Source organism: Comamonas testosteroni TK102 (genome assembly GCF_000739375.1).
GTDB classification, from domain to species: Bacteria; Pseudomonadota; Gammaproteobacteria; order Burkholderiales; family Burkholderiaceae_C; genus Comamonas; species Comamonas brasiliensis.
Genome location: NZ_CP006704.1, coordinates 1,480,008 through 1,501,204, shown reverse-complemented (window position 1 = coordinate 1,501,204; position 21,197 = coordinate 1,480,008). Strand labels below are relative to the sequence as shown.

22 protein-coding genes are annotated in these 21,197 nt (G+C 64.8%); 14 read left to right on the top strand and 8 right to left on the bottom strand.

All coding sequences use genetic code 11. From position 1 onward, the window contains the following. Nucleotides 1-4: 4 nt before the first annotated feature. Nucleotides 5-853: a DUF2189 domain-containing protein gene (locus O987_RS06755; RefSeq protein ID WP_043371234.1), complete on the bottom strand. Its 849-nt coding sequence runs from the start codon at nucleotides 851-853 to the stop codon at nucleotides 5-7. 45 nt (nucleotides 854-898) lie between these two features. Beyond that, nucleotides 899-1,648: an HAD family hydrolase gene (locus O987_RS06750; RefSeq protein ID WP_080731455.1), complete on the bottom strand. Its 750-nt coding sequence runs from the start codon at nucleotides 1,646-1,648 to the stop codon at nucleotides 899-901. Between the two features lie 73 nt (nucleotides 1,649-1,721). Here O987_RS06750 and hemH point away from each other — a divergent pair, with 73 nt between their 5' ends. The 14 genes from hemH to O987_RS29185 all read left to right on the top strand — a co-directional run bounded on the left by hemH (nucleotide 1,722) and on the right by O987_RS29185 (nucleotide 15,291). Continuing rightward, the gene (gene hemH / locus O987_RS06745) at nucleotides 1,722-2,819 is read left to right on the top strand and encodes a ferrochelatase (protein WP_043371231.1); all 1,098 of its coding nucleotides are present in this window, start codon (nucleotides 1,722-1,724) and stop codon (nucleotides 2,817-2,819) included. 66 nt (nucleotides 2,820-2,885) lie between these two features. Then, nucleotides 2,886-3,863 carry a LysR family transcriptional regulator gene (locus O987_RS06740; protein WP_003057523.1) on the top strand — a complete coding sequence of 326 codons (978 nt, stop codon included), beginning with the start codon at nucleotides 2,886-2,888 and terminating at the stop codon, nucleotides 3,861-3,863. A 193-nt stretch (nucleotides 3,864-4,056) separates the two neighbouring features. Next, nucleotides 4,057-5,010 carry an isopenicillin N synthase family dioxygenase gene (locus tag O987_RS06735; RefSeq protein ID WP_003057525.1) on the top strand — a complete coding sequence of 318 codons (954 nt, stop codon included), beginning with the start codon at nucleotides 4,057-4,059 and terminating at the stop codon, nucleotides 5,008-5,010. 11 nt (nucleotides 5,011-5,021) lie between these two features. Further along, nucleotides 5,022-5,822, top strand: a complete 801-nt coding sequence (locus O987_RS06730; protein ID WP_043371230.1) for an alpha/beta fold hydrolase — start codon at nucleotides 5,022-5,024, stop codon at nucleotides 5,820-5,822. Between the two features lie 40 nt (nucleotides 5,823-5,862). Then, a complete protein-coding gene (locus tag O987_RS06725; protein WP_003057529.1) occupies nucleotides 5,863-6,861 on the top strand; it encodes an ABC transporter substrate-binding protein in 999 nt (332 codons plus the stop codon). Between the two features lie 68 nt (nucleotides 6,862-6,929). Then, nucleotides 6,930-7,709, top strand: coding sequence for an ABC transporter ATP-binding protein (locus tag O987_RS06720; protein WP_043371228.1), 780 nt, complete (start codon nucleotides 6,930-6,932; stop codon nucleotides 7,707-7,709). A 29-nt stretch (nucleotides 7,710-7,738) separates the two neighbouring features. After that, the gene (locus tag O987_RS06715; protein WP_043371226.1) at nucleotides 7,739-8,500 is read left to right on the top strand and encodes an ABC transporter permease; all 762 of its coding nucleotides are present in this window, start codon (nucleotides 7,739-7,741) and stop codon (nucleotides 8,498-8,500) included. 20 nt (nucleotides 8,501-8,520) lie between these two features. After that, nucleotides 8,521-9,033 (top strand): nucleoside deaminase, encoded by a 513-nt coding sequence (locus O987_RS06710; protein ID WP_003057535.1) that lies wholly within the window; start codon nucleotides 8,521-8,523, stop codon nucleotides 9,031-9,033. Between the two features lie 24 nt (nucleotides 9,034-9,057). Then, nucleotides 9,058-9,855 carry an FAD binding domain-containing protein gene (locus O987_RS06705; RefSeq protein WP_043371225.1) on the top strand — a complete coding sequence of 266 codons (798 nt, stop codon included), beginning with the start codon at nucleotides 9,058-9,060 and terminating at the stop codon, nucleotides 9,853-9,855. A gap of 6 nt (nucleotides 9,856-9,861) precedes the next feature. Next, a complete protein-coding gene (locus tag O987_RS06700) occupies nucleotides 9,862-12,144 on the top strand; it encodes a xanthine dehydrogenase family protein molybdopterin-binding subunit (protein ID WP_043371223.1) in 2,283 nt (760 codons plus the stop codon). Beyond that, nucleotides 12,141-12,677 carry a (2Fe-2S)-binding protein gene (locus O987_RS06695; RefSeq protein WP_043371222.1) on the top strand — a complete coding sequence of 179 codons (537 nt, stop codon included), beginning with the start codon at nucleotides 12,141-12,143 and terminating at the stop codon, nucleotides 12,675-12,677. Before O987_RS06700 ends, O987_RS06695 begins: the two co-directional genes overlap by 4 nt. Before the next feature lie 215 nt (nucleotides 12,678-12,892). Further along, nucleotides 12,893-13,849 (top strand): sulfurtransferase, encoded by a 957-nt coding sequence (locus O987_RS06690; protein WP_043371221.1) that lies wholly within the window; start codon nucleotides 12,893-12,895, stop codon nucleotides 13,847-13,849. A 157-nt stretch (nucleotides 13,850-14,006) separates the two neighbouring features. Beyond that, nucleotides 14,007-15,104: a YeeE/YedE thiosulfate transporter family protein gene (locus O987_RS06685; RefSeq protein WP_043371218.1), complete on the top strand. Its 1,098-nt coding sequence runs from the start codon at nucleotides 14,007-14,009 to the stop codon at nucleotides 15,102-15,104. 13 nt (nucleotides 15,105-15,117) lie between these two features. After that, the gene (locus tag O987_RS29185; protein ID WP_003057543.1) at nucleotides 15,118-15,291 is read left to right on the top strand and encodes a hypothetical protein; all 174 of its coding nucleotides are present in this window, start codon (nucleotides 15,118-15,120) and stop codon (nucleotides 15,289-15,291) included. 64 nt (nucleotides 15,292-15,355) lie between these two features. Here O987_RS29185 and O987_RS06680 read toward each other — a convergent pair whose 3' ends face one another. The 6 genes from O987_RS06680 to O987_RS06655 all read right to left on the bottom strand — a co-directional run bounded on the left by O987_RS06680 (nucleotide 15,356) and on the right by O987_RS06655 (nucleotide 21,160). Further along, nucleotides 15,356-16,306: a VTT domain-containing protein gene (locus tag O987_RS06680; protein WP_043371216.1), complete on the bottom strand. Its 951-nt coding sequence runs from the start codon at nucleotides 16,304-16,306 to the stop codon at nucleotides 15,356-15,358. Nucleotides 16,307-16,390: 84 nt separating this feature from the next. Beyond that, complete coding sequence (locus tag O987_RS06675) at nucleotides 16,391-17,287, bottom strand: alpha/beta fold hydrolase (protein WP_043371215.1); 897 nt, start codon at nucleotides 17,285-17,287, stop codon at nucleotides 16,391-16,393. A 68-nt stretch (nucleotides 17,288-17,355) separates the two neighbouring features. Then, nucleotides 17,356-18,426, bottom strand: coding sequence for a branched-chain amino acid ABC transporter permease (locus O987_RS06670; protein WP_043371213.1), 1,071 nt, complete (start codon nucleotides 18,424-18,426; stop codon nucleotides 17,356-17,358). A gap of 151 nt (nucleotides 18,427-18,577) precedes the next feature. Next, the gene (locus O987_RS06665; RefSeq protein WP_003057547.1) at nucleotides 18,578-19,561 is read right to left on the bottom strand and encodes a branched-chain amino acid ABC transporter permease; all 984 of its coding nucleotides are present in this window, start codon (nucleotides 19,559-19,561) and stop codon (nucleotides 18,578-18,580) included. A 94-nt stretch (nucleotides 19,562-19,655) separates the two neighbouring features. After that, nucleotides 19,656-20,390, bottom strand: coding sequence for an ABC transporter ATP-binding protein (locus O987_RS06660; protein WP_043371212.1), 735 nt, complete (start codon nucleotides 20,388-20,390; stop codon nucleotides 19,656-19,658). After that, complete coding sequence (locus tag O987_RS06655; RefSeq protein WP_003057553.1) at nucleotides 20,387-21,160, bottom strand: ABC transporter ATP-binding protein; 774 nt, start codon at nucleotides 21,158-21,160, stop codon at nucleotides 20,387-20,389. The genes O987_RS06660 and O987_RS06655 overlap by 4 nt, the downstream gene beginning before the upstream one ends. Between the last annotated feature and the right edge of the window lie 37 nt (nucleotides 21,161-21,197).

The window sequence follows — 21,197 nt, the reverse complement described above, 5'->3', positions numbered from 1 at the left end:
GCGCTCAGACGGCACGCACCATCGCGTCATCCCTGGCGGGGAATGCAGCGGCATCCACCAGGTCCCAATAGGCATGCCAGCTGGCATGGCCCAGCAGGGGCATCACAACCACCAGCCCCAGCAGATAGCTGCCAAGGCCCAGCAAAGTCAACATCACAATCAGCGCCGCCCACAAGGCCATCGGGCCCGGGTTGGCCAGCACCACGGACCAACTGGTCAGCACGGCCTGGCGCACGGTCACTCGCCTGTCCAGCATCAGCGGCATGGCCACCACGCTGGACGCAAAAATCGGAGCAGCCAGAAAGCTGCCCAAAGCCATCCATTGCACAAACAGCTGACCATCTCTGGCCAGCACCACATGCGCAATGAAATCCTGCAGGGTTTGCACACGCACGGGCGACATCACGGTGATCAGCGACGCAGAAATCAGCACCCAGCCCGTGGCCGCCAGCGCCAGCAAGGCGCCGAACCGAACCATGCACCAGTACCCTCCCCGGCCCGTGGCATGGCAGCTCTGCCATTGCGTCCAGGTGCGGCGGATCAGACCCCAGTCTGCCACCTCACCGCGCTCGATGGCCCGGCTGATGGCATAGAGGCTGGTGGCCACCAGAGGCCCCACCACCAGAAAGCCCGACAAGGCTCCTGCCATCAACCAGAAGCGATTGTGCCCCAGGGTCAGGATTGCTGCACCGATCAGGATCAAGGCCAGACCATGAGCCAGACTGATTAACGGAGCCTTAGAAATGTCCTGCAAGGCTCTGGACAGCCACACCAGAGGCCGGCTCCAGGCAATGGTTCGCACAGGTGCCAGCGGAGGTGGCGTGAGAAGGCAGGCAGACAGACAGGTAGGCATAGGCGGTCCTTGTTCGCTGACCCGCAAAGCTCCCGCTCGTCCCGGTCAACGATCTGCCAGCCCCTGACACAACTGCCAAAGGCTGGCGACTGTGACGTGGGGTTCAGGACCCACGCAAGGCCATGCTACCTGCCCGCGGTTGAGCCAGACTGCGTGCATACCCGCATCCATGGCGCCCCGGGCATCCAGCTGCGCATCGTCGCCGATGTGCAGCACATGCTCGGGGGCCACGCCGGCCGCATCCGCTGCGGCCTGGAAAAACCGCGTATCGGGTTTGGCCATGCCGGCTGTGCTGGCAGACAGCGAGGCGCGAAAATGCTCGCCGATACCCACCACATGCACATTCGCATTGCCGTTGGACAGGGCCACCACCGGCCAGCGCTGCGAGAGAAACTGCAAGGCCGGCAAGGCGTCGTCAAACAGTTCGACCCGCTGGCGAGCGGCAAAGAACTCGTCAAAGGCCGGTTCGGCCAGGGCAGGATCGTCGCCGGCGCGGGTCAGCGCCAGCCGGATGGACTCGCGGCGCAGGCCGCTGAGGTCGGCTTTCAGATCCGGGCGCAATGTCACGATTTCATGGCGCAAGGCGCGCACCTTGTCCGTATCGCCCAGGTGCTCGGCCGTACAGGGGGCATGCTGCGCGAGCCACTGCAGCAAAACGCCCTCTGCCTTGGCAATCGTGGGCCAGATGGGCCAGAGCGTGTCGTCCAGATCCAGGCTGATGGCGCGAATCTGTCCGCTGTGGCGCAGGCGCTGAAGGGTTTCAATGGCAGGGGCTGTGGTGTCTTGGGATTGCATGCCCCGAAGAATAGCGGCCCGGCTAATGCCGCAGAGCGGCTGCGCCTATCCGATTAGCTGACACAATTGCGCCATGCCATCACGCTTTGCGCCCGAACCCCGCTTCCGTCACGACCAATCCGCACGCACCGGAATCCTGCTGTGCAATCTGGGCACGCCGACCGCCCCCACGGCTGCGGCAGTGCGCCCTTATCTGGCGGAGTTTCTCGGTGACGATCGCGTGGTCGAGATTCCCAAGCTCGCCTGGTGGCCGATTCTGCACGGCATCATCCTGCGCACCCGTCCGGCCAAGTCGGCCGCCAAGTACGCCACCGTCTGGCATGAAAAGGACGGCTCCCCGCTGCTGCACTGGACCACGCGCCAGGCCACCTTGCTGCGCGGCTGGCTGGGCGAGCGCGGCCACAATGTGCTGGTGCTGCCGGCCATGCGCTACGGCACGCCGTCCATTGCGGCCCAGCTGGATGCACTCAAGAAAGACGGCGCGACGCGCATCCTGATCCTGCCGCTGTACCCCCAGTATTCTGGCACGACCACGGCCAGCGTGTTCGATGCCGTCTATGAATGGGCCAGGACCCAGCGCCACATTCCCGAACTGCGTTTTGTCAACCGCTACCACGACGATGCCGGCTACATCGAAGCGCTGGCACAGCGCATCGAAGCCCACTGGCGCGGCCATGGTCGCGGGGACAAGCTGGTCATGAGCTTTCATGGTGTGCCAGAGCGCACCCTGCATCTGGGCGACCCCTATCACTGCGAATCGCACAAGACGGCACGCCTGCTGGCCGAGCGGCTCAAGCTCGGCAAGGAGCAGTATCTGGTGACCTTCCAGTCGCGCTTTGGCAAGGCCAAATGGCTGGAGCCCTATACCGAACCCTCGCTGATTGCCATGGCCCAGGCCGGCACCCGGCGTGTCGATGTGGTCTGCCCCGGCTTTACCAGCGACTGTCTGGAGACGCTGGAGGAAATCAAGCAGGAAGCGCGTGAAGCCTTTTTGCATGCGGGCGGCCAGCAGTTCGAGTACATAGACTGCCTCAACGACAGTGCACCCTGGATCACCGCACTCAGCGATATTGCCCAGCGGCATATGCAAGGCTGGCCCACCGGGCGCGAGGACGATGCCGAGCTCAATGCCCGCGCCCAGCACGCCAAGGCGGCCGGCGCGCCGCTGTAGGCGGCCGGCGCGCCGCTGTAGGCGGCCATCCAGCGAACTGGCACGGCATATGCTGCCTCCGGCAGCATGCATATTCACGCCCGCTCCATTCGCTATTTCGACATGATTCGCCGTTGCGGCTCCATACGCGAGGCCGCACGCCATCTGCATGTGGCTTCGTCGGCAGTCAACCGCCAGTTGCTGCAGCTTGAGGACGAAATCGGCAGCCCGCTGTTCGAGCGCCTGAGCTCGGGCCTGCGGCTCACGGCCGCTGGCGAAGTGTTTTCGCGCCATGTGATCACGGTGCTGCAGGACGAGCACCGCCTCAGCACCGAACTGGAGCTGCTGCGCGGCGTGCGTCGCGGCTCGGTCAGCGTGGCCGCCGTGGAAGGCCTGAACGCCGACCTGATGCCGGCCGTGCTCACGCAGATGCACAGGCGCTACCCCACGATTCAGATTCATGTGCGCACCTGCGGCTCCCAGCAGGCGGCACAGGCCGTGATTCAGGGCGATGCGGACGTGGGCATAGGCTTTTCGGTCAAGCGCCACGACAATCTGCGCCAATGCACCATGGGCCGCTTTGCGCTGGGTGCCATCGTGCCGCCCAAGCACCCGATTGCCCAGCTGGAGCGTGTGGACTTTGCGCAATGCGCGACCTTTCCGCTGATTCTGCCCACGCCCGAACTCTCCATGCACGACTTGCTGCAACCCTTGCTGGCGCACCACAAGCGTGCATTGCAGGTGTTGCTGGAAACCTCGTCCATCGAGCTGGCAAAGAGTCTTGCCGAACGCGGCGTGGGCATTTTCTTCCAGAGCCGCCTGGGGCTGGAGCGCGAGCTGCGCGAAGGCCGGCTGGTCCATGTGCCGCTGGATACCCCCACCACGCTGTACTCCGAACTCGGCGTCTATGTGCGTGCAGGACGCACGCTGCCATCGGCACTCGACGCCTTCAACCGCATCGCGGCCGATGCCATAGAAAGCCGCGAGGACGAGGAAAGCGTCGCCCTGCGTGAATGGGTGGCACGCACGCAGACCGCTGCTGCGGCGGCTTCCGCCAGGAGCTGAGACCACCCTCGGCCTGTGCCTGCACCGGCATTGTGCACATCGCTTCTCGCGAATGCACCAATGCCGTGCAAAGCTTTCCCCGTCAGCGATTAGCGCTCACATTTTTAGATCACCCTGCAGCAAAAGCTGCGCTATCCAGCACGGACTGCGCTTTCTAAACTGACTCCAGTTCTTCAGTTTCTGGACGCCATTTGTGAGCACCTCTGCCCTCCCCCTCATCGACATCAGCGGCCTGCGCAGCCATGACCCTGTGGATCAGCACCTGGTGGCCGAGCAGCTGCGCCAGGCTTGCGAACAGCGCGGCTTCTTCTATATCACCGGCCATGGCATAGACCCGGCGCTGATCAGCAGCCTGTTTGCCGCCAGCCAGCGCTTCTTTGACCTGCCCATGACCGAAAAGCTGGCCGTGGACAAAAAGCTCTCCCGCTGCAATCGCGGCTATGAGCCGCTGCGCGCCCAGACGCTGGAGAGCGGCGCACCGCCCGATCTCAAGGAAAGCTTTTACGCCGGCGCCGAGGTCGCGGCCAATGATGCGCGCGTGCTGGCCGGCCGCTTCAATACCGGCCCCAACCAATGGCCCGAAACCCTGCCCGACTTCCGCGCCGTGATGCAGAACTATTACCAGGCCGCCTACGGTCTGGGCGCGACCATTGTGCGCGGCCTGGCCTTGTCGCTGGGCGTGCCGGTCAGCCACTTCGACGGCTATCTCAAGGAGGCCGCCGCGACCCTGCGCCTGCTGCATTACCCGCCCCAGCCAGCCAACCCTGAACCCGGCGAGAAAGGCTGCGGCGAGCACACGGACTTCGGCGGCGTGACCTTGCTGCTGCAGGACGAGGCCGGCGGCCTGCAGGTCTGGGACAAGGATCTCGGCAGCTGGATCGACGCGCCCCCCGTGCCCGGCGCCTTCGTCGTCAACATCGGCGATCTGTTCGCACGCTGGACCAACGACCGCTATGTCTCTACCTTGCACCGGGTCATCAATGTCTCGGGTCGCGAACGCTATTCCGTGCCCTTTTTCTTCACGGGCAACCCGCTGCACAAGGTGGAATGCATTCCCACCTGCCTGGACGAGGGTGAGCAGCCCAGATACCCGGCTGTCACGGTGGAGCAGCACCAGATCGAATGCTATCGCCGCACCTACGGTTGACGGAGGCCACGATGAAAAGCTCACGCAATATGGTGCTGATCCACGGGGCCTGGCAGGGCAGTTGGGCTTTTGCGGCCTGGACGCCGCTGCTGCAGGCCCGAGGCTGGAAGGTGCTTGCCGTCAATCTGCCGGGCAGCGATGCAGCCGCCGAAGATGACAGCTGCGCCAATCTCGACGGCTACACCGCCCATGTGCTGCGCGTGCTGGAATCGCTGGACGGCCCTGCGGTGGTGGTCGGTCACAGCGGTGGCGGCATGACGGCATCTCAGGTCGCCCAGGCAGCCCCGGAGCGGGTCAGCGCACTGGTCTACCTGGCCGGAATGATGCTGCCCAGCGGCATGAGCTATGACGATGTAATCGCGCAATGCCGCGCCGCCGATCCGGGCTTTGACTACCAAGGCATAGGCCCGCATCTGGCCTGGAACGAGCAGCGCAATGCCAGCAGCGTGCCGCTGGAAGCCGCCATGGCCTTGTTCCTGCATGACTGCCCGCCGACCGCAGCGCTCAAGGCGGCAAGCCGTCTCTGCGTCCAGCCCGAAGCGGGCCGGGCCATGGTGAACCGGCTCAGCGCCGAGCGTTTTGGCCAGGTGCCACGGATCTATGTGGAATGTCGCCAGGACCGCTCCGTGACGCTGCCGCTGCAGCAACGCATGCAGCAGCTCACGCCGGGCGCCCGGCGCATCAGCCTCGATTGCGGCCATGTGCCCCAGCTGGCCTGCCCTCAGGCCCTGAGCGACGCCTTGCTGCCGGCTTTAGATGAAATCCAATCGAAACCTTTTATGAGCTTGCGCATGCCGCTCATCAATGTATAGCAACCATTCCGCCCGAATTCGCATTCTTCAGGAGTTATTCATGACGCGCCCCGCCACCTACTTCAAACGCTCCGCCCTTTTCGCCATGCTCGTCGCCTGTGGCGCAGCGGCCCAGGCAGCCGACAAGCTCACGGTACAGCTCGACTGGCTGCCCGGGGGCGACAAGTCCTTTGTCTATGCCGGCGTGCAGCAAGGCTTTTTCAAGGACGAAGGCCTGGACGTGAAGATCGTTCCCGGCCGAGGCTCGGCCGATGCCGTGACCAAGGTGGCCTCGGGCTCTGCCGATGTCGGTTTTGGCGGTATCTCAGCGCTGATGATGGCCGCTGCCGAAGGCAGGATTCCCGTCAAGGCCGTGATGTCGCTGTATTCCAAACAGCCCGATGCGCTGTTCACGCGCGCCGACAGCAAGATCAGGAGCCTCAAGGACATGGAAGGCAAGACGGTGGCCATGCCCACCTTCTCCTCGTCGAATGCCTTGTGGCCCATCGTGCTGCAGAAGAACGGCGTGGACGCCAGCAAGATCAAGGTCATCAAGTCGGACCCGGCCACGCTGGCTCCCATGCTGGCCCAGGGCCGCGTGGATGCGACCATCAACTGGGTGACCGTGGGTCCGGCCTTCGGCGCCGTGCTCAAGCAGGCCGGCAAGGAGCTTTCGGTCCTGCCCTGGACGCAGTTCGGTCTGGACGGCTATGGCTGGTCCGTCATGGCCAGCGACAGGACCATCAAGGAGCGCCCCGAAGTGCTCAAGCGCTATGTGCGGGCACTGGGAAAGTCGCTGGAGTTCTCCATCCAGAACCCGCAAAAGGCGGCCGAGTCGCTGAAGGCCCAGGTGCCCGAAGCCGACCTTGCCGTGGTCAAGGCCGAATTTGAAGCCTCCATCCCGCTGCTCAGGAACGAGATCAGCCAGCGCGACGGCCTTGGCAAATTCGAGCCCCGGCTGCTGGCTGCCACCTGGGGCTGGGTGGCACAGTCCATGAGTTACGACCTCAAGAAGGTCGACCCGGAAACGCTGGTGGATCGCCGCTTTCTGAGCCAGTAAATCCCATGCGAGGGCGTCGCTGCGCCGCCCTCGCGCTCCCGCCCTTGTTCTTTCCTTGATCGCCTGCCATGCAATACGTAATCGATCTGAACGCGGTCACCCAGACCTTTGTCTCCAGCGATGGCAGCCCCGTCACGGCCCTGCAGGGCGTGGACCTGCATCTGCGCCGCCACGAATTCGTCTCGCTGATCGGCCCCTCGGGCTGCGGCAAGTCCACCATATTGCGCCTGATTGCGGGCCTGATCCGCCCCAGCAGCGGCGAGGTACGCATCTTCGATCTGCCCGTGACCGAACCACGCGACGAGATCGGCATGGTGTTCCAGAAGCCCACGCTGCTGCCCTGGCTCTCGGTGCTTGACAACATCACCTTCCCCATGCGCCACAAATACGGCCATGTGGAAATGAAGGAAGAGGCCCGCGCCCAGCAGTTGCTGGAGATGATCGGCCTCAGGGATTTCGGCCACAAGCGGCCCCACGAACTCTCGGGCGGCATGCAGCAGCGCGTCGCGATTGCACGCTCCTTGCTCCACGACCCGGACATCTTGCTGATGGACGAGCCCTTTTCGGCGCTGGACGCACTCACCCGCGACGAAATGAGCCTGGAGCTGCTGCGCATCTGGAACGAGCGCCCCAAGACCGTGGTCTTTGTGACCCACTCCATCCAGGAGGCCTTGCTGCTATCCGACCGCATCGTGGTCATGAGCGCCCGCCCGGGCCGCGTGGCCGACATCCTCGATGTGCCGCTGGCACGCCCGCGCAGCATGGCCACTCTGGCCGATCCCGTGTTCACCGAAATGGCCAACGAGATTCGTCTCCAGGTCTTCAGCAAACACCCCGCACACGCCTGAAGATCCTCCCGCAGCCCCAAGAGGCCCCTATGTCTGCCCTCATACAACGCCATGCTTCGCTGCTGGTTTTCCTCGCCGTCCTGCTGTTCTGGGAGGGCACCTGCCGCCTGGCGCATATACCCGAGTACATTTTTCCCGCTCCCAGCCAGATCTGGCTGGCTGCTTCCGAGATGGGGCTGCAGCGCTGGCTGGAGCATGTCACGGCCACCTTGCAGGTCGCGCTCATCGGCTATGCGCTGGCGATCGCACTGGCCATTCCGCTGGCCATCGCCATCACGCGATCGCAGCTGCTCTCGAAAATCATCATGCCCTGGCTGGTGGTGATCCAGTCCACCCCCATCGTGGCCGTCGCCCCCATCATCGTCGTCACTCTGGGCGCCGGCCTGCTGCCCCGCGTGGTCATCACTACGCTGATTGCCTTTTTCCCGCTGGTGGTTTCCACCGCCCTGGGCCTGGCCTCGGTGCCGGCTGAGCTGGTGGAGCTGTCGCGCTCGCTGCGCGCCACCACCAGCCGCCAGTACTGGCAGATTCGCATGCCGTTTGCCGTGCCCTATGTGTTTTCGGCCCTCAAGGTCTCCATCACGCTGGCGATTGTGGGAGCCGTGGTCGCCGAGTTCGTGGCTGCGGAAAAGGGCCTGGGCTATCTGATTCTGTTTGCCACCTCCTCCTTCAAGGTGCCCGTGGCCTTTGCCGCACTGGCACTGCTGGTGCTGTGCAGCCTGCTGCTCTATGGTGGCGTGCAGCAGTTGCACAAGCGCTTCTTTCCCTGGAGCCAGAGCACTCCAGCCTGATCAACACAAGGACCGCCACCATGACAGACAAGAACTTCCCCCCTCAGGGCCTGACGCCCTCTGCCGAGCAAATCCAGCGCAATCTGCGTCGCGCCCAGGACGTGGCCCAGCGCGCCACCCAGATGGGCCACCACCCCTTCGGCGCCGTGCTGGTGGGCCCCGATCAGGAGACCGTGCTCATGGAGCAGTGCAATATCGACACCGTCAACCACGCGGAATCGACCTTGGCTCGCATGGCGGCCACCAATTACACGGCCGAGTTTCTCTGGGGCTGCACGCTCTACACCAATGTGGAGCCCTGCTGCATGTGCGCCGGCACGGCCTACTGGGCCAATATCGGCCGCATCGTGTTCGGCATGACCGAGCACCGATTGCTGGAGTGCACGGGCAGCCATGGCGAGAATCCGACCATGAGCGTCTCGTCGCGCTATGTCTTCGATCATTGCCAGAAGGCCGTGGAACTGATCGGCCCCGTACCCGAGATGGAGGCCGAGATCGCCGCCCAGCAGCAAGCCTTCTGGGCGCAGCGCTGAGAACCACGCCAGCAGGACGCTACCATGCTGCTAACCCATCCCTCGTCACCCCAGGCCGCGCAGGCCCTGGCCCGCAAGCTCGGCAACGCTGCCTGCTTCATCGCCGGGGGCACGCTGCTGCAGCAGTCATGGGCAGAGCCTCGCCTGGCGCCGTCGGCCACGCATTTCATCAATGTGATGCACTGGCCCGAGATGCAGCAGATCAGCCTCGGCCCGCAATATCTGCACATCGGTGCAGGCATGCGGCTGGAGGCCGTCCGCTGTCACCCCTGGGTTCAGCAGCACGCCCCCGTGCTCGTCCAGACCCTGGATCAGCTAGGGGCCATGGGAATACGCCGCCTGGGAACTCTGGGCGGCAATGTAGGCTGGGGCGAAGGCGACTGCTGCCCGGTATTGCTGGCCATGGATGCGCAGGTCGAGTTGACGGACGGCAACCTGCAGTCGCTGGCGCAGACGCTCAAGCTCATGGACCGGCCCCTGATGCTCTCGTTCCTGCTGCCGCGCGGCGATGTGATGGAGTCCCGGCCACTGGTATTCGAGAAGGTCGGCTATCGCGCGGCATTCTCCCCCGCGCGCCTGCGCATGGCCTTGCGCTGGAGCGATGCACAAAAGCGCCTGAACCTGGACCGCATTGCGGCGGCAGCCCCGGGCATAGGCGTGCACCGCCTGCAAGCCACGGAAAAGCTGCTGAGCTATGCGCAGGAGCTGCAGATCCGTCCCTCCCTCGGCGATATACGCACCACCTGCGAGCAAAGCCTGCCTCCCGATCTGGCCCGGATTGCCAGCCGCCTGATTGCCGGACATTGCGGGCTGCTGGCCTGAGCCATCATGGAATTCCACACCCCTCATCACATCCGCGAGCTGGGCCTGGAGGCTTTGCCGGTCCGGCCCGATGCCAGGGCCAAGCTCGGCGGCAACCCGGGCTTTCTGAGCGACCGCATTCAGCCGGGTCAGCTGCGTGGAGCGATTCTCGGCAGCCCTCATCCCCATGCGCGCATTCTGCGTATCGATACCAGCGCCGCCCAAGCCCTGCCAGGCGTCCATGCCGTGGTTACCCATGCCGATATCCCCGGCATCAAGCACTATGGCTTGCGCAAGGTGGACCGGCCTGTGCTCTGCATCGACAAGGTGCGCCATGTGGGCGACCCGGTCGCCGCCGTTGCGGCCGTGGACATGGAGACGGCGCAGCAGGCTCTGGCGCTGATCCGGGTTGACTACGAACCCCTGCCCCCGGTCTGCGACCCGGGCGCCGCCCTTGACGGCACGGCGGCCTCCGAGCAGCCGGTCCATCAGGACGGCAATCTGCTGCATGCCGCCAGCCACCGCCAGGGCGACATGTCTGCGGCCCGGGCAAGCACAGTGCACCGGGTACAGGACAGCTATGTCACGCCACGCCAGATGCATGCCTTTCTCGAGACCGAAGGCGGTGTGGCCGAGCCCGATGGCGCGGGCGGGCTGCGCCTGTTCTTCGGCGGCCACAACCCCGCGCGGGAAAAGCAGGTCATCGCCGACATGCTGGGCCTGCCGCACGACAGGGTTCACGCCGTGGCCACGCCCGTGGGCGGCTCCTACGGCGGCAAGGACGAGCTGACGATTCAACCCATCGCGGCCCTGCTGGCCTGGAGGGCGCAGCGCCCCGTGCGGCTGCACCTTACACGTCCGCAATCCGTGGATCTGGGTGTCAAGCGACATCCCATGCAGATCGAAATGCAGACCGGCTGCGATGCACAGGGGCGGCTCACCTACCACCAGGTGCAGATAGTGGCCGACACCGGAGCCTATGCCACGCATGGCCCCGAGGTGCTGGATGCCGCGCTCGAGCATGCCCCCGGCCCCTACCGATATCTGGCTCTGGACCTCGGCGCCAGGCTGGCCTATACGAACAACGGTATCGCCGGTGCGTTCCGCGGCTTCGGCGCCGTGCAGGTGCAATTTGCACTCGAGCAGCAGATGGACAGACTGGCTGCGCTGGTCGGCATGACAGCTGACGCGTTTCGCGCCCTCAATCTCGCCGCTCCCGAGGCGCCCGGCCCGCTGGGCCAGCATGTCGTGCCGTTTGACGGCGCCCAACGCGCACTCGATGTCGCCCGCCAGCAGCCGCTGTGGCGCGGGCCGCATCGCTGGGCCAGCGCGGACGGCCGCCATCTGCACGGCGTGGGCCTCACGCTGATCCATCGCAGCGACGGCTTTGGCAAGGGCGGGCCCAGCGACTGCCGCATGGAGCTGGCCCTGGCCGCCGACGGTGCGATCGAGCTGCGCTGTGGCTTCACCGAACTGGGACAGAACCTGGTCGGAACCATACAGAGCCTGGGCGCGCAGCATCTGGGCTGTTCCGCCGACGCGATCCGGCCGGTGCTGGGCGATACCCGGCTGACACCCGACTCGGGCCCGGTCGCCGCCTCGCGCGCCACCACGCTGGTATGGCGCGCCTTGCAGGAGGCGGCCCAGCCCTGGCAGCAAGCCTTGCTCCTGGCCGCCGCAAGACTGCTGCCCGATATCCCTCTGCGCTGCGGCGCATGGGGCCTGGAAAGCGCTGCGGGCCTGTGCCTGAGCTACGCCGATCTGGCAAAGGCATCGGGCGAACAAGCGCCCTGTATCTCCTTAGACCTGCGCGCAGAGGACCCGGAGGGCAACGCGCATGACACCCACTTCGTCTTCGGAGCCTGCGCCGCCATTGCCCAGGTACGCGTCGACACCTGGAGCGGCATGGTCCGGGTGCAGCGGCTGGTGATGTGCACGGCCCTGGGCCCCGTGGCATCGGCCCAGGGCTATCTGGGCCAGATGGAAGGCGGCGCCCTCATGGGCCTGGCCATGGGCACGCAGGAGGAGCTGGCTTGCCTGGACGGCCACTACCAGGCACGCAATCTCGACGGCTATCTGATCCCCACGCTGGCCGATGCCCCTGAAATGCAGGTGCTGGCGATCGAGAACATTCCCGAGGGCGATCCCATAGGACCGCGCGGAGCCGGCGAGATCAGCGTCAACCTGGCCCTGCCCGCAGTGGCCAATGCCCTGGCTGCCGCACTGCAGCGCCCCATCACGCAACTGCCCATGACCCCGGAGCGCGTGATCGCGCTGCTGGAAGCGGGCGCGGAGTCCTCCACACCATGACGACGACCCACATCCCCGAGCACGGCGGCAAGCCACCCGCAGCCAGCGCAAAGGAGGCCTCGGCTTTTGCGCTGCAGCTGAATCTGAACGGCCAGCCGGTCAGCGCCAGCTGCAGCCCCGATACCCGGCTGCTGACCTTGCTGCGCGAGCACTGGCACCTCACCGGGGCCAAGCCCGGCTGCGAAGTGGGGCGCTGCGGCGCCTGCATGGTCTGGCTCAATGCGGAGCCCGTGAACGCATGCCTGCTGATGGCCTATCAGATCCAGGGCCAGACGGTGCGCACCATCGAGTCCGTGGCACAGGACAGCGCCAGCGAACCGGTGCGCGACGCGCTGGCGCGCTGCGGCGGCGTGCAATGCGGCTATTGCACCTCCGGCATGGTCATGAGCATGAGCTGGCTGCACCAGCAGCAGCCCCGCCCCACGGCCGCCGAGGCCGAGGCCCAGATGTGCGGAAACCTTTGCCGCTGTACGGGCTATGGCGGTATCCGAAGGGCGGTGCAGGAGCTGTTTGCGGCCGGGCAACGCGCATGATTGTTCAAGATTAATAGCTGCAATCGCTTACTCACAAGGCGACTCAGCCACTTTTAACCACATTTATCAGAAATCACGCTGTTTGTTCGTCGGTTCATGACCCCAGGCAATAAGCAGACAAGTTTTTCTTGGTTGGCCCTCTCGCGGCAAGGCCGGACAATAGAGGCCCTGGGCATAGCCATGCCCCTGACGAATCGGCTTTGCCGACTCCTGCCATGAAAAACTCTCTGACACGCTATGCACTGGGTCTGGGCTTGAGCCTGGGCGCCACCGGTTGGGCACTCGCGGCCCAACCCCTGCTCAACCCCGAACAGCTGCCGCCACTGCTGCAGCAGACCGATGTCCGCCTCATCGATATCCGCGACCCCAAAGCCTTCGAGGCCGGCCATATCGCCCAGGCTGCCAACGCCCCCTACGGCAAATGGCGCGGCCCAGCCACCAATCCTGGCGAGCTGCCCGACCAGGCCAAGCTGGTAGCGCTGGTCCAGTCCCTGGGCCTGACGCCAGCCACGCATGCCATCGTGATCTCCAGCGGTGCCGATGCCACGGACTTCGGTGCCGCGGCGCGTGTGTACTGGACGCTCAAGAGCCTGGGCCTCAAGGAGCTGTCCATCGTCAACGGCGGCATGAAGGCCTGGGAGGGTGCAGGCAAGCCGCTGGGCAAGACCCAGGTGCAGATTGCGCCCAGCAGCTACGCCCCGACTTTTGACGCCAACTGGCTGGCCACCCAGCAGGACGTGGGCAAGCATATCGACCTCTCCAACGCAGCCCTGGTGGACTCGCGCCCCGACGCCTTCTATCTGGGCAAGACCCGCGCGCCAGCCGCCAAGCTCTCGGGCACCTTGCCCGGTGCCCAGCAACTGGATTTCAATCAATGGTTTGTGCCCGGTACCTCGCGGTTCGTGGATGCAGCCAAGGCCCGGGAAATCGCTGCCAAGGTCCAGCGCCCGCAAGGCCAGGACATGGTGGCCTTCTGCAACACCGGTCACTGGGCGGCCACCGACTGGTTCGGCCTCTCCGAAATGGCAGGCCTGCCCAATGTGAAGCTGTATGCGGGGTCCATGGTGGACTGGACGCAATCCAAGGACGCGCCGCGCATGGCCAACCAGCCGGGCCGCGCCCAGTCATTGGCCTATGACGCCCAAAAATGGTGGGAAAAAACTTTTAAATGACTCCCCTGAGTCGCTTCGCGCCTTCCCCAAGCCGGGCGCCCCCAAGGGGGACGACAACTTCGCTGCAGGGCGGCCTTTGCTCGTTGTCTCTGATCTGGGTGCATGCCCTTTGCGGAAAGTGCGTCGCAGTCCTTACCCATCAATTCCATAAAGACACATGAAACGACTTCCCATAACCGCCTTGCTGGCGGTTTTCTTTGGCTGGCTGCTTTGGTCGGTCTCGGTGCGTCAGGCTGCGCTGTTTGCCGTGGGCATAGGCCTGGGCGCGGTGCTGGCCGGCAAGCGATTTGGCTTCACCACGGGCTGGCGCATGCTGGTCGAGGAAAAGGACGGCAGCGGCATCTTTGGCCAGTTGCTGCTGCTGGCGCTGGCTGCGGCACTGGCCATGCCTTTGCTGGGCCATTTCCCGGAGCTGACGGCAGCTCTCGGCCCACCCAGCATCAGCCTGCTGGTTGGAGCCTTTGTCTTCGGCCTGTGCATGCAGATCGCCGACGGTTGCGGCAGCGGCACGCTGTACAAAGCCGGCATGGGCATCCCCATGAACACGGCCATACTGCCCTTGTTCGCGATCGGCAGCTTTCTGGGCAGCCTGCACCTTGGCTGGTGGCTGGACCTGGGCAATACGGCACCCGTGGGCCTGGTCACTCAATGGGGCTGGGCTCCAGCGCTGATCGCCACGCTGGTCGCGCTGGCCGTGATCGCGGCAGGCGTGGCCCTGTATGTGAAAAAGGCCAATGCCGCCCTGAGCCGCCCGGCCAAGCCGCTGATGGTGCGTAAATGGCTGGTGGGTGCCGTGCTGCTGGCCATCCTGGCTACGCTCAACCTGATCATTGCGGGCCAGCCCTGGGGCGTGGTCTACGGCTTTGGTCTGTGGGCCGCCAAGATCGCCAATGCCTCTGGCGCCGTCGATCTGGCCAGCAACTGGTTCTGGAGCCAGCCCGGCAATGCGGCGCGCCTGCACGAGACCGTGCTGCTGGACGTGACCAGCATCACCAATATCGGGATTCTGGGCGGCGCATTGTGGATTGCCGCCGGCAAGCCCGCGGCAGCCAAGGCACTGACAGGCACACAATGGGTCGTGGCCCTGGTGGCGGGACTGGTGCTCGGCTACAGCTCGCGCCTGGCTTTCGGCTGCAATGTGGGCGCCATGCTCTCGGGCATCTCCACCGGCTCCATCCACGGCTGGATCTGGGTCCCACTGGCATTTGCAGGCACCATCTTCGGCCTGCGCATCCGCCGCCATTTCGGCTTCTGAGCAAGGAACCACCATGACCTCACCAAGCACCTTGCGCACCGTATTCTGGGCCGTGCTGCTCGTCTTTCTGGCCTGGGACTTTCATACATCGCCGGCCATTGACCTTCGCTTCGAAGCACCGCTGATTGCCGCCGGCTCCGGCCAGGCCGCACAGGGCGGGCATTGCTCCATGCCTGCCGGCAAGTAAGCGCCTCGACCCCACCCGACGCCCTGCCCGAGAAATGGTCAGGGCGTTTTTCTTTGGGAACTGCTCAGGCCTCGGGCTTTTCCAGCTCGAAGCCGGCCGCCTCCCAGGCCGTCAGGCCACCGGACAATGGCCGGACGTTGCGAAATCCCGCACGCTGCAATTGCCTGGCCACGCGCGCGGCGGAGATCTCGTCGGGGCAGTCGCAATACACGACCAGGCCATGCTCATGCCGCTCACGCGGCAGCAAGTGCTCGTAGGCCGCCCTGCCCTTGCCCTGATGCTCCAGCCAGGAGCTGGCACCGGGAATATGACTCCGACCGAAGAGCAGGGGTTCGCGCACATCGATCACCGTCGGCGTGATGCCCTGGGCGTTGAGCCCCGCCAGTTCCTCGACTGACATTCGCGGCATCTTCAGCGAACGCACCACGCGCTGCCTCTGCCACCACTTGCGCGCCACGAAGACCGCGAACGCCACGCACAGCAGCAGCAGCCCCCATTTGCCCAGGGCCGTCAGCACATCGAGCAGATCCTGCACCGTGGAACTGAACAGCGAGCCCAGAAACACCGCCGAGCCCACCCAGATCAGGGCCCCCAGCGTATCGAACAGCACGAAGGTGCGCAGCGGTGTGCCCACCACGCCGGCCAGCGCGCTGGCGATGGAGGCAAAGCCCGGCACGAACTTGGCCACCAGCAAAGACCTGGCGCCCCAGCGACCATAGACGGACTCTGTCTGACGGATGCAGGCATCGGGCGAGAGCGAAATGCGGCAGATACGTCCCAGCACCCGGTGCCCATAGGCTCTGCCTGCGTGGTACCAAAGCACATCGGCAATCAGCGCTGCGGCCACCGCAATCACGGTGAGCCAGCCCAGGCGTGCCAGGCTGCCGCCTTCCAGCGCTCCGGTCACCACCAGCACCGGATAGGCCGGGATGGGAGCGCCCAGTTGCTCCACCAGCACGTTGAGAAAGACAATGCCGAAGCCGTATTCCCGAATCAGATCGACGACAAAACCCATGACCCACGCTCCTTACCCCGACCGGGCTTAGCCACCGATGCTAGCGAGACGTGAACATCCCCGGGGCTGCGAGGTTGTTGCGCTTCAAGCCTGGTGCAGATGGGACAGAACGGCCTCGAAATGCGTGCTCACATTGAGCGCCGGCGCATGGCCGCAGTCCGGCACTTCCAGCCAGGTCAGCAGACCTCGGACACCGGGGCCGCGCTGCTCCATCTGCTCGGCCACCGGCCTGAGCACCAGATCGGACTCCTCGCCGCGCAGCAACAGCACGGGCAGTTGCAACGCGTCATAGTGATCCCAGAGCAGATAGTCGTTGTCATGCTCGGTGAACTGCTCGATCATGCGCGGGTCGTAATGCGGGGTGACGCGGCCGTCGTCGCAACGGCGCGTGCTGGTCTCGGTCAGCTTGCGCCACTCGAAATCGCTGAGCCAGCCATAGGGCTTGTAGGCCGCGCGGAAAAAGCCTTCCAGCTCGGCGACGGTGTCGAACACCGGTGGCCGGCCGGCGTAGCTCTTGATGCGGGCCAGTGCAGGCTCGGCCAGCTCGGGCGCATTGTCGTTGAGCGTAAGCGTGAGAATGCGGTGCCTGAGATCCGGCTCGAACAGGCCGGATGCGCAGACTGTGCCTATCGCACCGCCCATGCTGGTCCCCACCCAGTGCACCTGCTGCAGCGCCAGCGCATCCATCAGCTCGTGCGCCAGACGGGCATAGAAGCGCAGCCGATATTCCTCGCGCGGGTTGCGGCTCCACTGGCTCAGGCCGCGGCCCAGCGTATCCGGGCAGATGACGCGATAGCCTTGCGCCACGAGAAACTGCGCCAGTGCATCCATGTCGCGGCCCGTGCGTGCCAGGCCATGCCAGGCGATCACCGTGGCCTTGGTGGGGCCTTGCGGCTGCCAGTCAAGGTAATGAATCTCATAGCCCGCGCAAAGAGCATAGCAAGATGCGGGCAGGGGCAAGGCGGGAGATGTCTGGCTCATGATTTTTTGGATGAATTGGCCTTTAACGCTTATGCATCAAGCGCTTTAAGCTATAAAAATTGAAATGATCACTCCTTGAGCGATGCCGCAGCACGCAGCCGCCCGACAACGCCCGTGGGGAAGTAATAGACCGAGAGCACAAACAGCAGCCCCAGCCACAGCAGCCAGCGGTCCGGCGACAGCAGGGCCGACAGCCATGGCAGGCTGGCGGTGGCCTCGCTGCCTAGCCGCAGCAAATCCTGCAGATAGCTTTGCGCGACCAGAAAGATGACGGAGCCGATCACCGCGCCATAAATCGTGCCCATGCCGCCGATGACGACGATGAGCAGGCAGTCCATCATGATCTCGAAGGACAGCGTGGTGTCCGGCCCGTTGTAGCGCAGCCAGACCGCAAGCATGGCACCGGCCACGCAGGCGAACAGGGCCGAGAGCACGCTGGATGTGGTGCGATAGATCACCACGCGGTAGCCGATGGCCTCGGCACGGAACTCGTTCTCGCGAATCGCCTGCAGCACGCGGCCGAAGGGCGAATTGACGATGCGCAGCAGCATCAGCACCAGCACCAGCGCCAGCACAAACAGCAGGTAGTAGCTGATGATGCGGCCGTCGATGAGGGTGCCGAAGATCTCGTTCTCGAAGGGCTCGAAACTGGGCGACAGCCATTCGGGCATCTTGAAGGTCAGGCCGTCCTCGCCTCCCGTCCAGTCGGACAGCTGCGAAGCCAGGGTCTGAAATGCGGCCGCCACGGCCAGCGTGATCATGGCAAAGAAGATGGCGCGCACGCGCAGGGAAAACAGGCCGATGGCCAGGGACAGGAGCAGCGACAACAGCAGCGCCGCCCCCAGCCCCAGGGCCAGCGCCCCCCAGCCCGCCCCCAGCTTGCCGGAGGCAATCGCCACGCCATAGGCACCTATGCCGAAGAACATGGTGTGGGCAAAGCTGACGATGCCGGTATAGCCCAGCAGCAGGTCAAAGCTGGCCACCAGCACCACAAAGATCAGCACCTTGGCCGCCACATTGAGCGCCTTGACACCGGGAAAGGCAAACGGCGCCACGGCAAGACCGAGGAAGATCGCCAGCAGCATCAGTGCCAGGATGCGACTGCGCGGCAGATCGCCGGAGAGCAAACGGTTCAACATCCAATCAACCTTTCATCTCTTTGGTGGCGAGTTGCTCGAACTGAGCATGCCCCCGGCCAGCGGCCAACAAGCAGGGGCCGCCTCGCAGCGAGGGTTGCGTCCCCTTGGGGCGCCCGGCCAGGCAAAGGCGCTAAACGACTCAGGGGATATCTCATCGGTTCGCCACCGGATAGACACCTTGGGGCCGCCAGAGCAGGATGGCGACCATCAGTGCGATATTGGAAAACAACGCCACCTTGGGCACGAGAAAGCCCGTGTAGTTGGCCATCAGCCCCACCAGCAGCGCTCCGATGAGAGCGCCACCGGTGCTGCCCAGCCCGCCGATGATGATGACGATGAAGATCAGCACATTGACCTGGGCACCCATCTGCGGAATCACGTTCTGCTGGTACAGCCCCCACATCACGCCGCCCAGCCCGGCCAGGGCCGAGCCGGCCACAAACACGCCAATGAACAGGCTGCGCACCCGGTAGCCAAGCGCCTCGACCATCTCGCGATCCTGCACGCCGGCGCGGATCAGCAGGCCCAGCTTGGTTCGAGCAAGCGTCCAGGCCAGCCCTGCAAACACCAGCGCGCCCACCAGCACGGCGAACACGCGGTACTTCTCCACGGCCGCATCGCCCAGCAACCACGCCCCCTTCATGGCATCGGGCAGGGGCAGCGGTATCTGCTGCGGGCCCCAGATGACCTTGATCAGCTCCTCGCCGATGATCATGCCGCCCATGGTGATGAGAATCTGCTTGAGATGCTGGCCATAGACCGGGCGCACGATGAAGCGCTCGAACGCCAGACCCACGGCGCCGGCCACCAGCATCGCCACCAGCATGGCCGGAAAGACGGCGGCCAGATTGCGCCAGAGCTGGTCCGAGCCCGTCCAGTCGCCCATGACGCCAAGCACGCTGGTGGCCACAAAGGCGCCGAGCGCGATAAACACGCCGTGCCCGAAGTTCAGCACATCCATGAGGCCGAACACCAGCGTCAGACCCGAAGCGATGATGAAGACGATCATGCCCATGGCCAAACCTGCAACCGTCAGCGTCAGCCAGGTGCTGGGCGATCCCACCAGCGGCAGCGTCACCAGCGCCAGCAGCGGCACCAGCAACAGCGGCTTGTAATCCATATCCTTGAAGCTCATGCAGGCTCCCTCCGATTGCCCGCCAACACGGCCAGATCCATGGCGGCTTGCGAGTGAGACATAAAGACGGATGGCATGTCGGATGCGACTCCCTTCATAAGGACAGCCCCAGCAGCGTCTGCTGCAGCTGCGCATCGGCCGCCAGATCGGCCATGCGGCCCGCGTGGATGACACGGCCGTTGTCCATCACGGCCACGCCGTCGCCCAGGCGTTTGGCGAAGTCGATGTTCTGCTCCACCAGCAAGATGCTCACGCCGCCGGCCTTGAGCTGGGCAAAGGCCTCGATCATGTTGTTGATGATGGCGGGAGCCAGGCCCTTGCTGGGCTCATCGACGATCAGCAGATCGCGCGGCTCGACAATGGCGCGCGCCACGGCCACCATCTGCTTCTGCCCGCCGCTGAGCTTGCCCGCAGGCGCATTCCAGAACTTCTGCACGGCCGGGAACAGCTGGTAGATCCAGTCCAGCCGGGCGGCATCCATCTGGCCCGCATGGGCGGCGGCGCGTGCCGCCAGCAACAGGTTTTCCTTGACCGTGAGATCGGCAAAGATGCCCATGTTCTCGGGCACATAGGCGATATTCAGGCGTGCAATGGCCGGCGTGGACAGCTGGGCAATGTCCTTCTGCGCAAACTGGATGCGGCCCCGGCTGGCCTGCCACAGGCCCATGATGGTGCGCAGCGTGGTAGTCTTGCCGGCGCCGTTGCGGCCCAGCAGCATGGTGACCTCGCCCTGCGGCACGATCAGGTCCACGCCATGCAGTATGTGATAGCCGCCAATATGGGTATGGACGCCGGACAGTTGCAGCAAAGGGGCGGATGTCTGGCTCATGCGTCCTCCTTCACGGCATTGCCGAGATAGGCCTGCTGCACCACGGGCGAGGCGATGACCTCGGCAGGCTTGCCGTCGGCCACCAGCTGCCCGTTGGTCAGCACGATGATGCGATCGGCTAGCTCGCGCACCACATCCATCTTGTGCTCCACCAGCAGGATGATCTTGCTGCGGTCTTTTTTGAGTTCGCGTATCAGGTCCAGAATCACCGGTGCCTCGTCATGGCTCATGCCCGCCGTGGGCTCGTCAAACATATAGACCTGCGGCTCCAGCGCCATCAGCAGAGCCACCTCCAGCTTGCGCTGATCGCCGTGCGGCAGGCTGGCGACGATGGTGTCGGCACGCTCGGACATGGAGACCCGCTCCAGGATTTGTCGCGCACGCTGCGTAACCGCCCGGTGATCGCTCCAGATGCTCCAGAGGTTCAAGCCGCGGCGATGCGCTCCCGTCATGCTGGCCTGCACCGCCAGCCGCACGTTCTCCTGCACGCTCAGATTCGGAAAGAGATTCGTGAGTTGAAAGGCCCTGCCCAGCCCGGCTCGCGTACGCGCCGACGCGGGTAGGCCGCTCAGATCGCGCCCCCCCAGGGTGACCGTACCGGAGCTGGCCTTGAGCTGGCCCGAGATCAGGTTGAAATAAGTGGTCTTCCCGGCCCCATTGGGGCCCACGATGGCCGTGAGCGTGCCCGGCTCGAACGAGCAGGTCACAGCGTTCACGGCCACATGGCCCCCAAAGCGGATGGTGAGATCTTGCGTTGCCAGAATGCCCATGGAAGCGGATCTTTCCTTCTCGAATGCGTGCGGTCGC

What these genes read in the sequence shown, in the direction of transcription:
- O987_RS06690 (WP_043371221.1), top strand. Translation starts at nt 12,893, where the DNA reads ATGAAAAACTCTCTGACACGCTATGCACTGGGTCTGGGCTTGAGCCTG.
- O987_RS06700 (WP_043371223.1), top strand. Translation starts at nt 9,862, where the DNA reads ATGGAATTCCACACCCCTCATCACATCCGCGAGCTGGGCCTGGAGGCT.
- O987_RS06710 (WP_003057535.1), top strand. Translation starts at nt 8,521, where the DNA reads ATGACAGACAAGAACTTCCCCCCTCAGGGCCTGACGCCCTCTGCCGAG.
- O987_RS06660 (WP_043371212.1), bottom strand. Translation starts at nt 20,390, where the DNA reads ATGAGCCAGACATCCGCCCCTTTGCTGCAACTGTCCGGCGTCCATACC.
- O987_RS06695 (WP_043371222.1), top strand. Translation starts at nt 12,141, where the DNA reads ATGACGACGACCCACATCCCCGAGCACGGCGGCAAGCCACCCGCAGCC.
- O987_RS06675 (WP_043371215.1), bottom strand. Translation starts at nt 17,287, where the DNA reads ATGAGCCAGACATCTCCCGCCTTGCCCCTGCCCGCATCTTGCTATGCT.
- O987_RS06740 (WP_003057523.1), top strand. Translation starts at nt 2,886, where the DNA reads ATGCATATTCACGCCCGCTCCATTCGCTATTTCGACATGATTCGCCGT.
- O987_RS06670 (WP_043371213.1), bottom strand. Translation starts at nt 18,426, where the DNA reads ATGTTGAACCGTTTGCTCTCCGGCGATCTGCCGCGCAGTCGCATCCTG.
- O987_RS06655 (WP_003057553.1), bottom strand. Translation starts at nt 21,160, where the DNA reads ATGGGCATTCTGGCAACGCAAGATCTCACCATCCGCTTTGGGGGCCAT.
- O987_RS06725 (WP_003057529.1), top strand. Translation starts at nt 5,863, where the DNA reads ATGACGCGCCCCGCCACCTACTTCAAACGCTCCGCCCTTTTCGCCATG.
- O987_RS06720 (WP_043371228.1), top strand. Translation starts at nt 6,930, where the DNA reads ATGCAATACGTAATCGATCTGAACGCGGTCACCCAGACCTTTGTCTCC.
- O987_RS06705 (WP_043371225.1), top strand. Translation starts at nt 9,058, where the DNA reads ATGCTGCTAACCCATCCCTCGTCACCCCAGGCCGCGCAGGCCCTGGCC.
- O987_RS06730 (WP_043371230.1), top strand. Translation starts at nt 5,022, where the DNA reads ATGAAAAGCTCACGCAATATGGTGCTGATCCACGGGGCCTGGCAGGGC.
- O987_RS06680 (WP_043371216.1), bottom strand. Translation starts at nt 16,306, where the DNA reads ATGGGTTTTGTCGTCGATCTGATTCGGGAATACGGCTTCGGCATTGTC.
- O987_RS06665 (WP_003057547.1), bottom strand. Translation starts at nt 19,561, where the DNA reads ATGAGCTTCAAGGATATGGATTACAAGCCGCTGTTGCTGGTGCCGCTG.
- O987_RS06750 (WP_080731455.1), bottom strand. Translation starts at nt 1,648, where the DNA reads ATGCAATCCCAAGACACCACAGCCCCTGCCATTGAAACCCTTCAGCGC.
- O987_RS29185 (WP_003057543.1), top strand. Translation starts at nt 15,118, where the DNA reads ATGACCTCACCAAGCACCTTGCGCACCGTATTCTGGGCCGTGCTGCTC.
- O987_RS06715 (WP_043371226.1), top strand. Translation starts at nt 7,739, where the DNA reads ATGTCTGCCCTCATACAACGCCATGCTTCGCTGCTGGTTTTCCTCGCC.
- O987_RS06755 (WP_043371234.1), bottom strand. Translation starts at nt 853, where the DNA reads ATGCCTACCTGTCTGTCTGCCTGCCTTCTCACGCCACCTCCGCTGGCA.
- hemH (WP_043371231.1), top strand. Translation starts at nt 1,722, where the DNA reads ATGCCATCACGCTTTGCGCCCGAACCCCGCTTCCGTCACGACCAATCC.
- O987_RS06685 (WP_043371218.1), top strand. Translation starts at nt 14,007, where the DNA reads ATGAAACGACTTCCCATAACCGCCTTGCTGGCGGTTTTCTTTGGCTGG.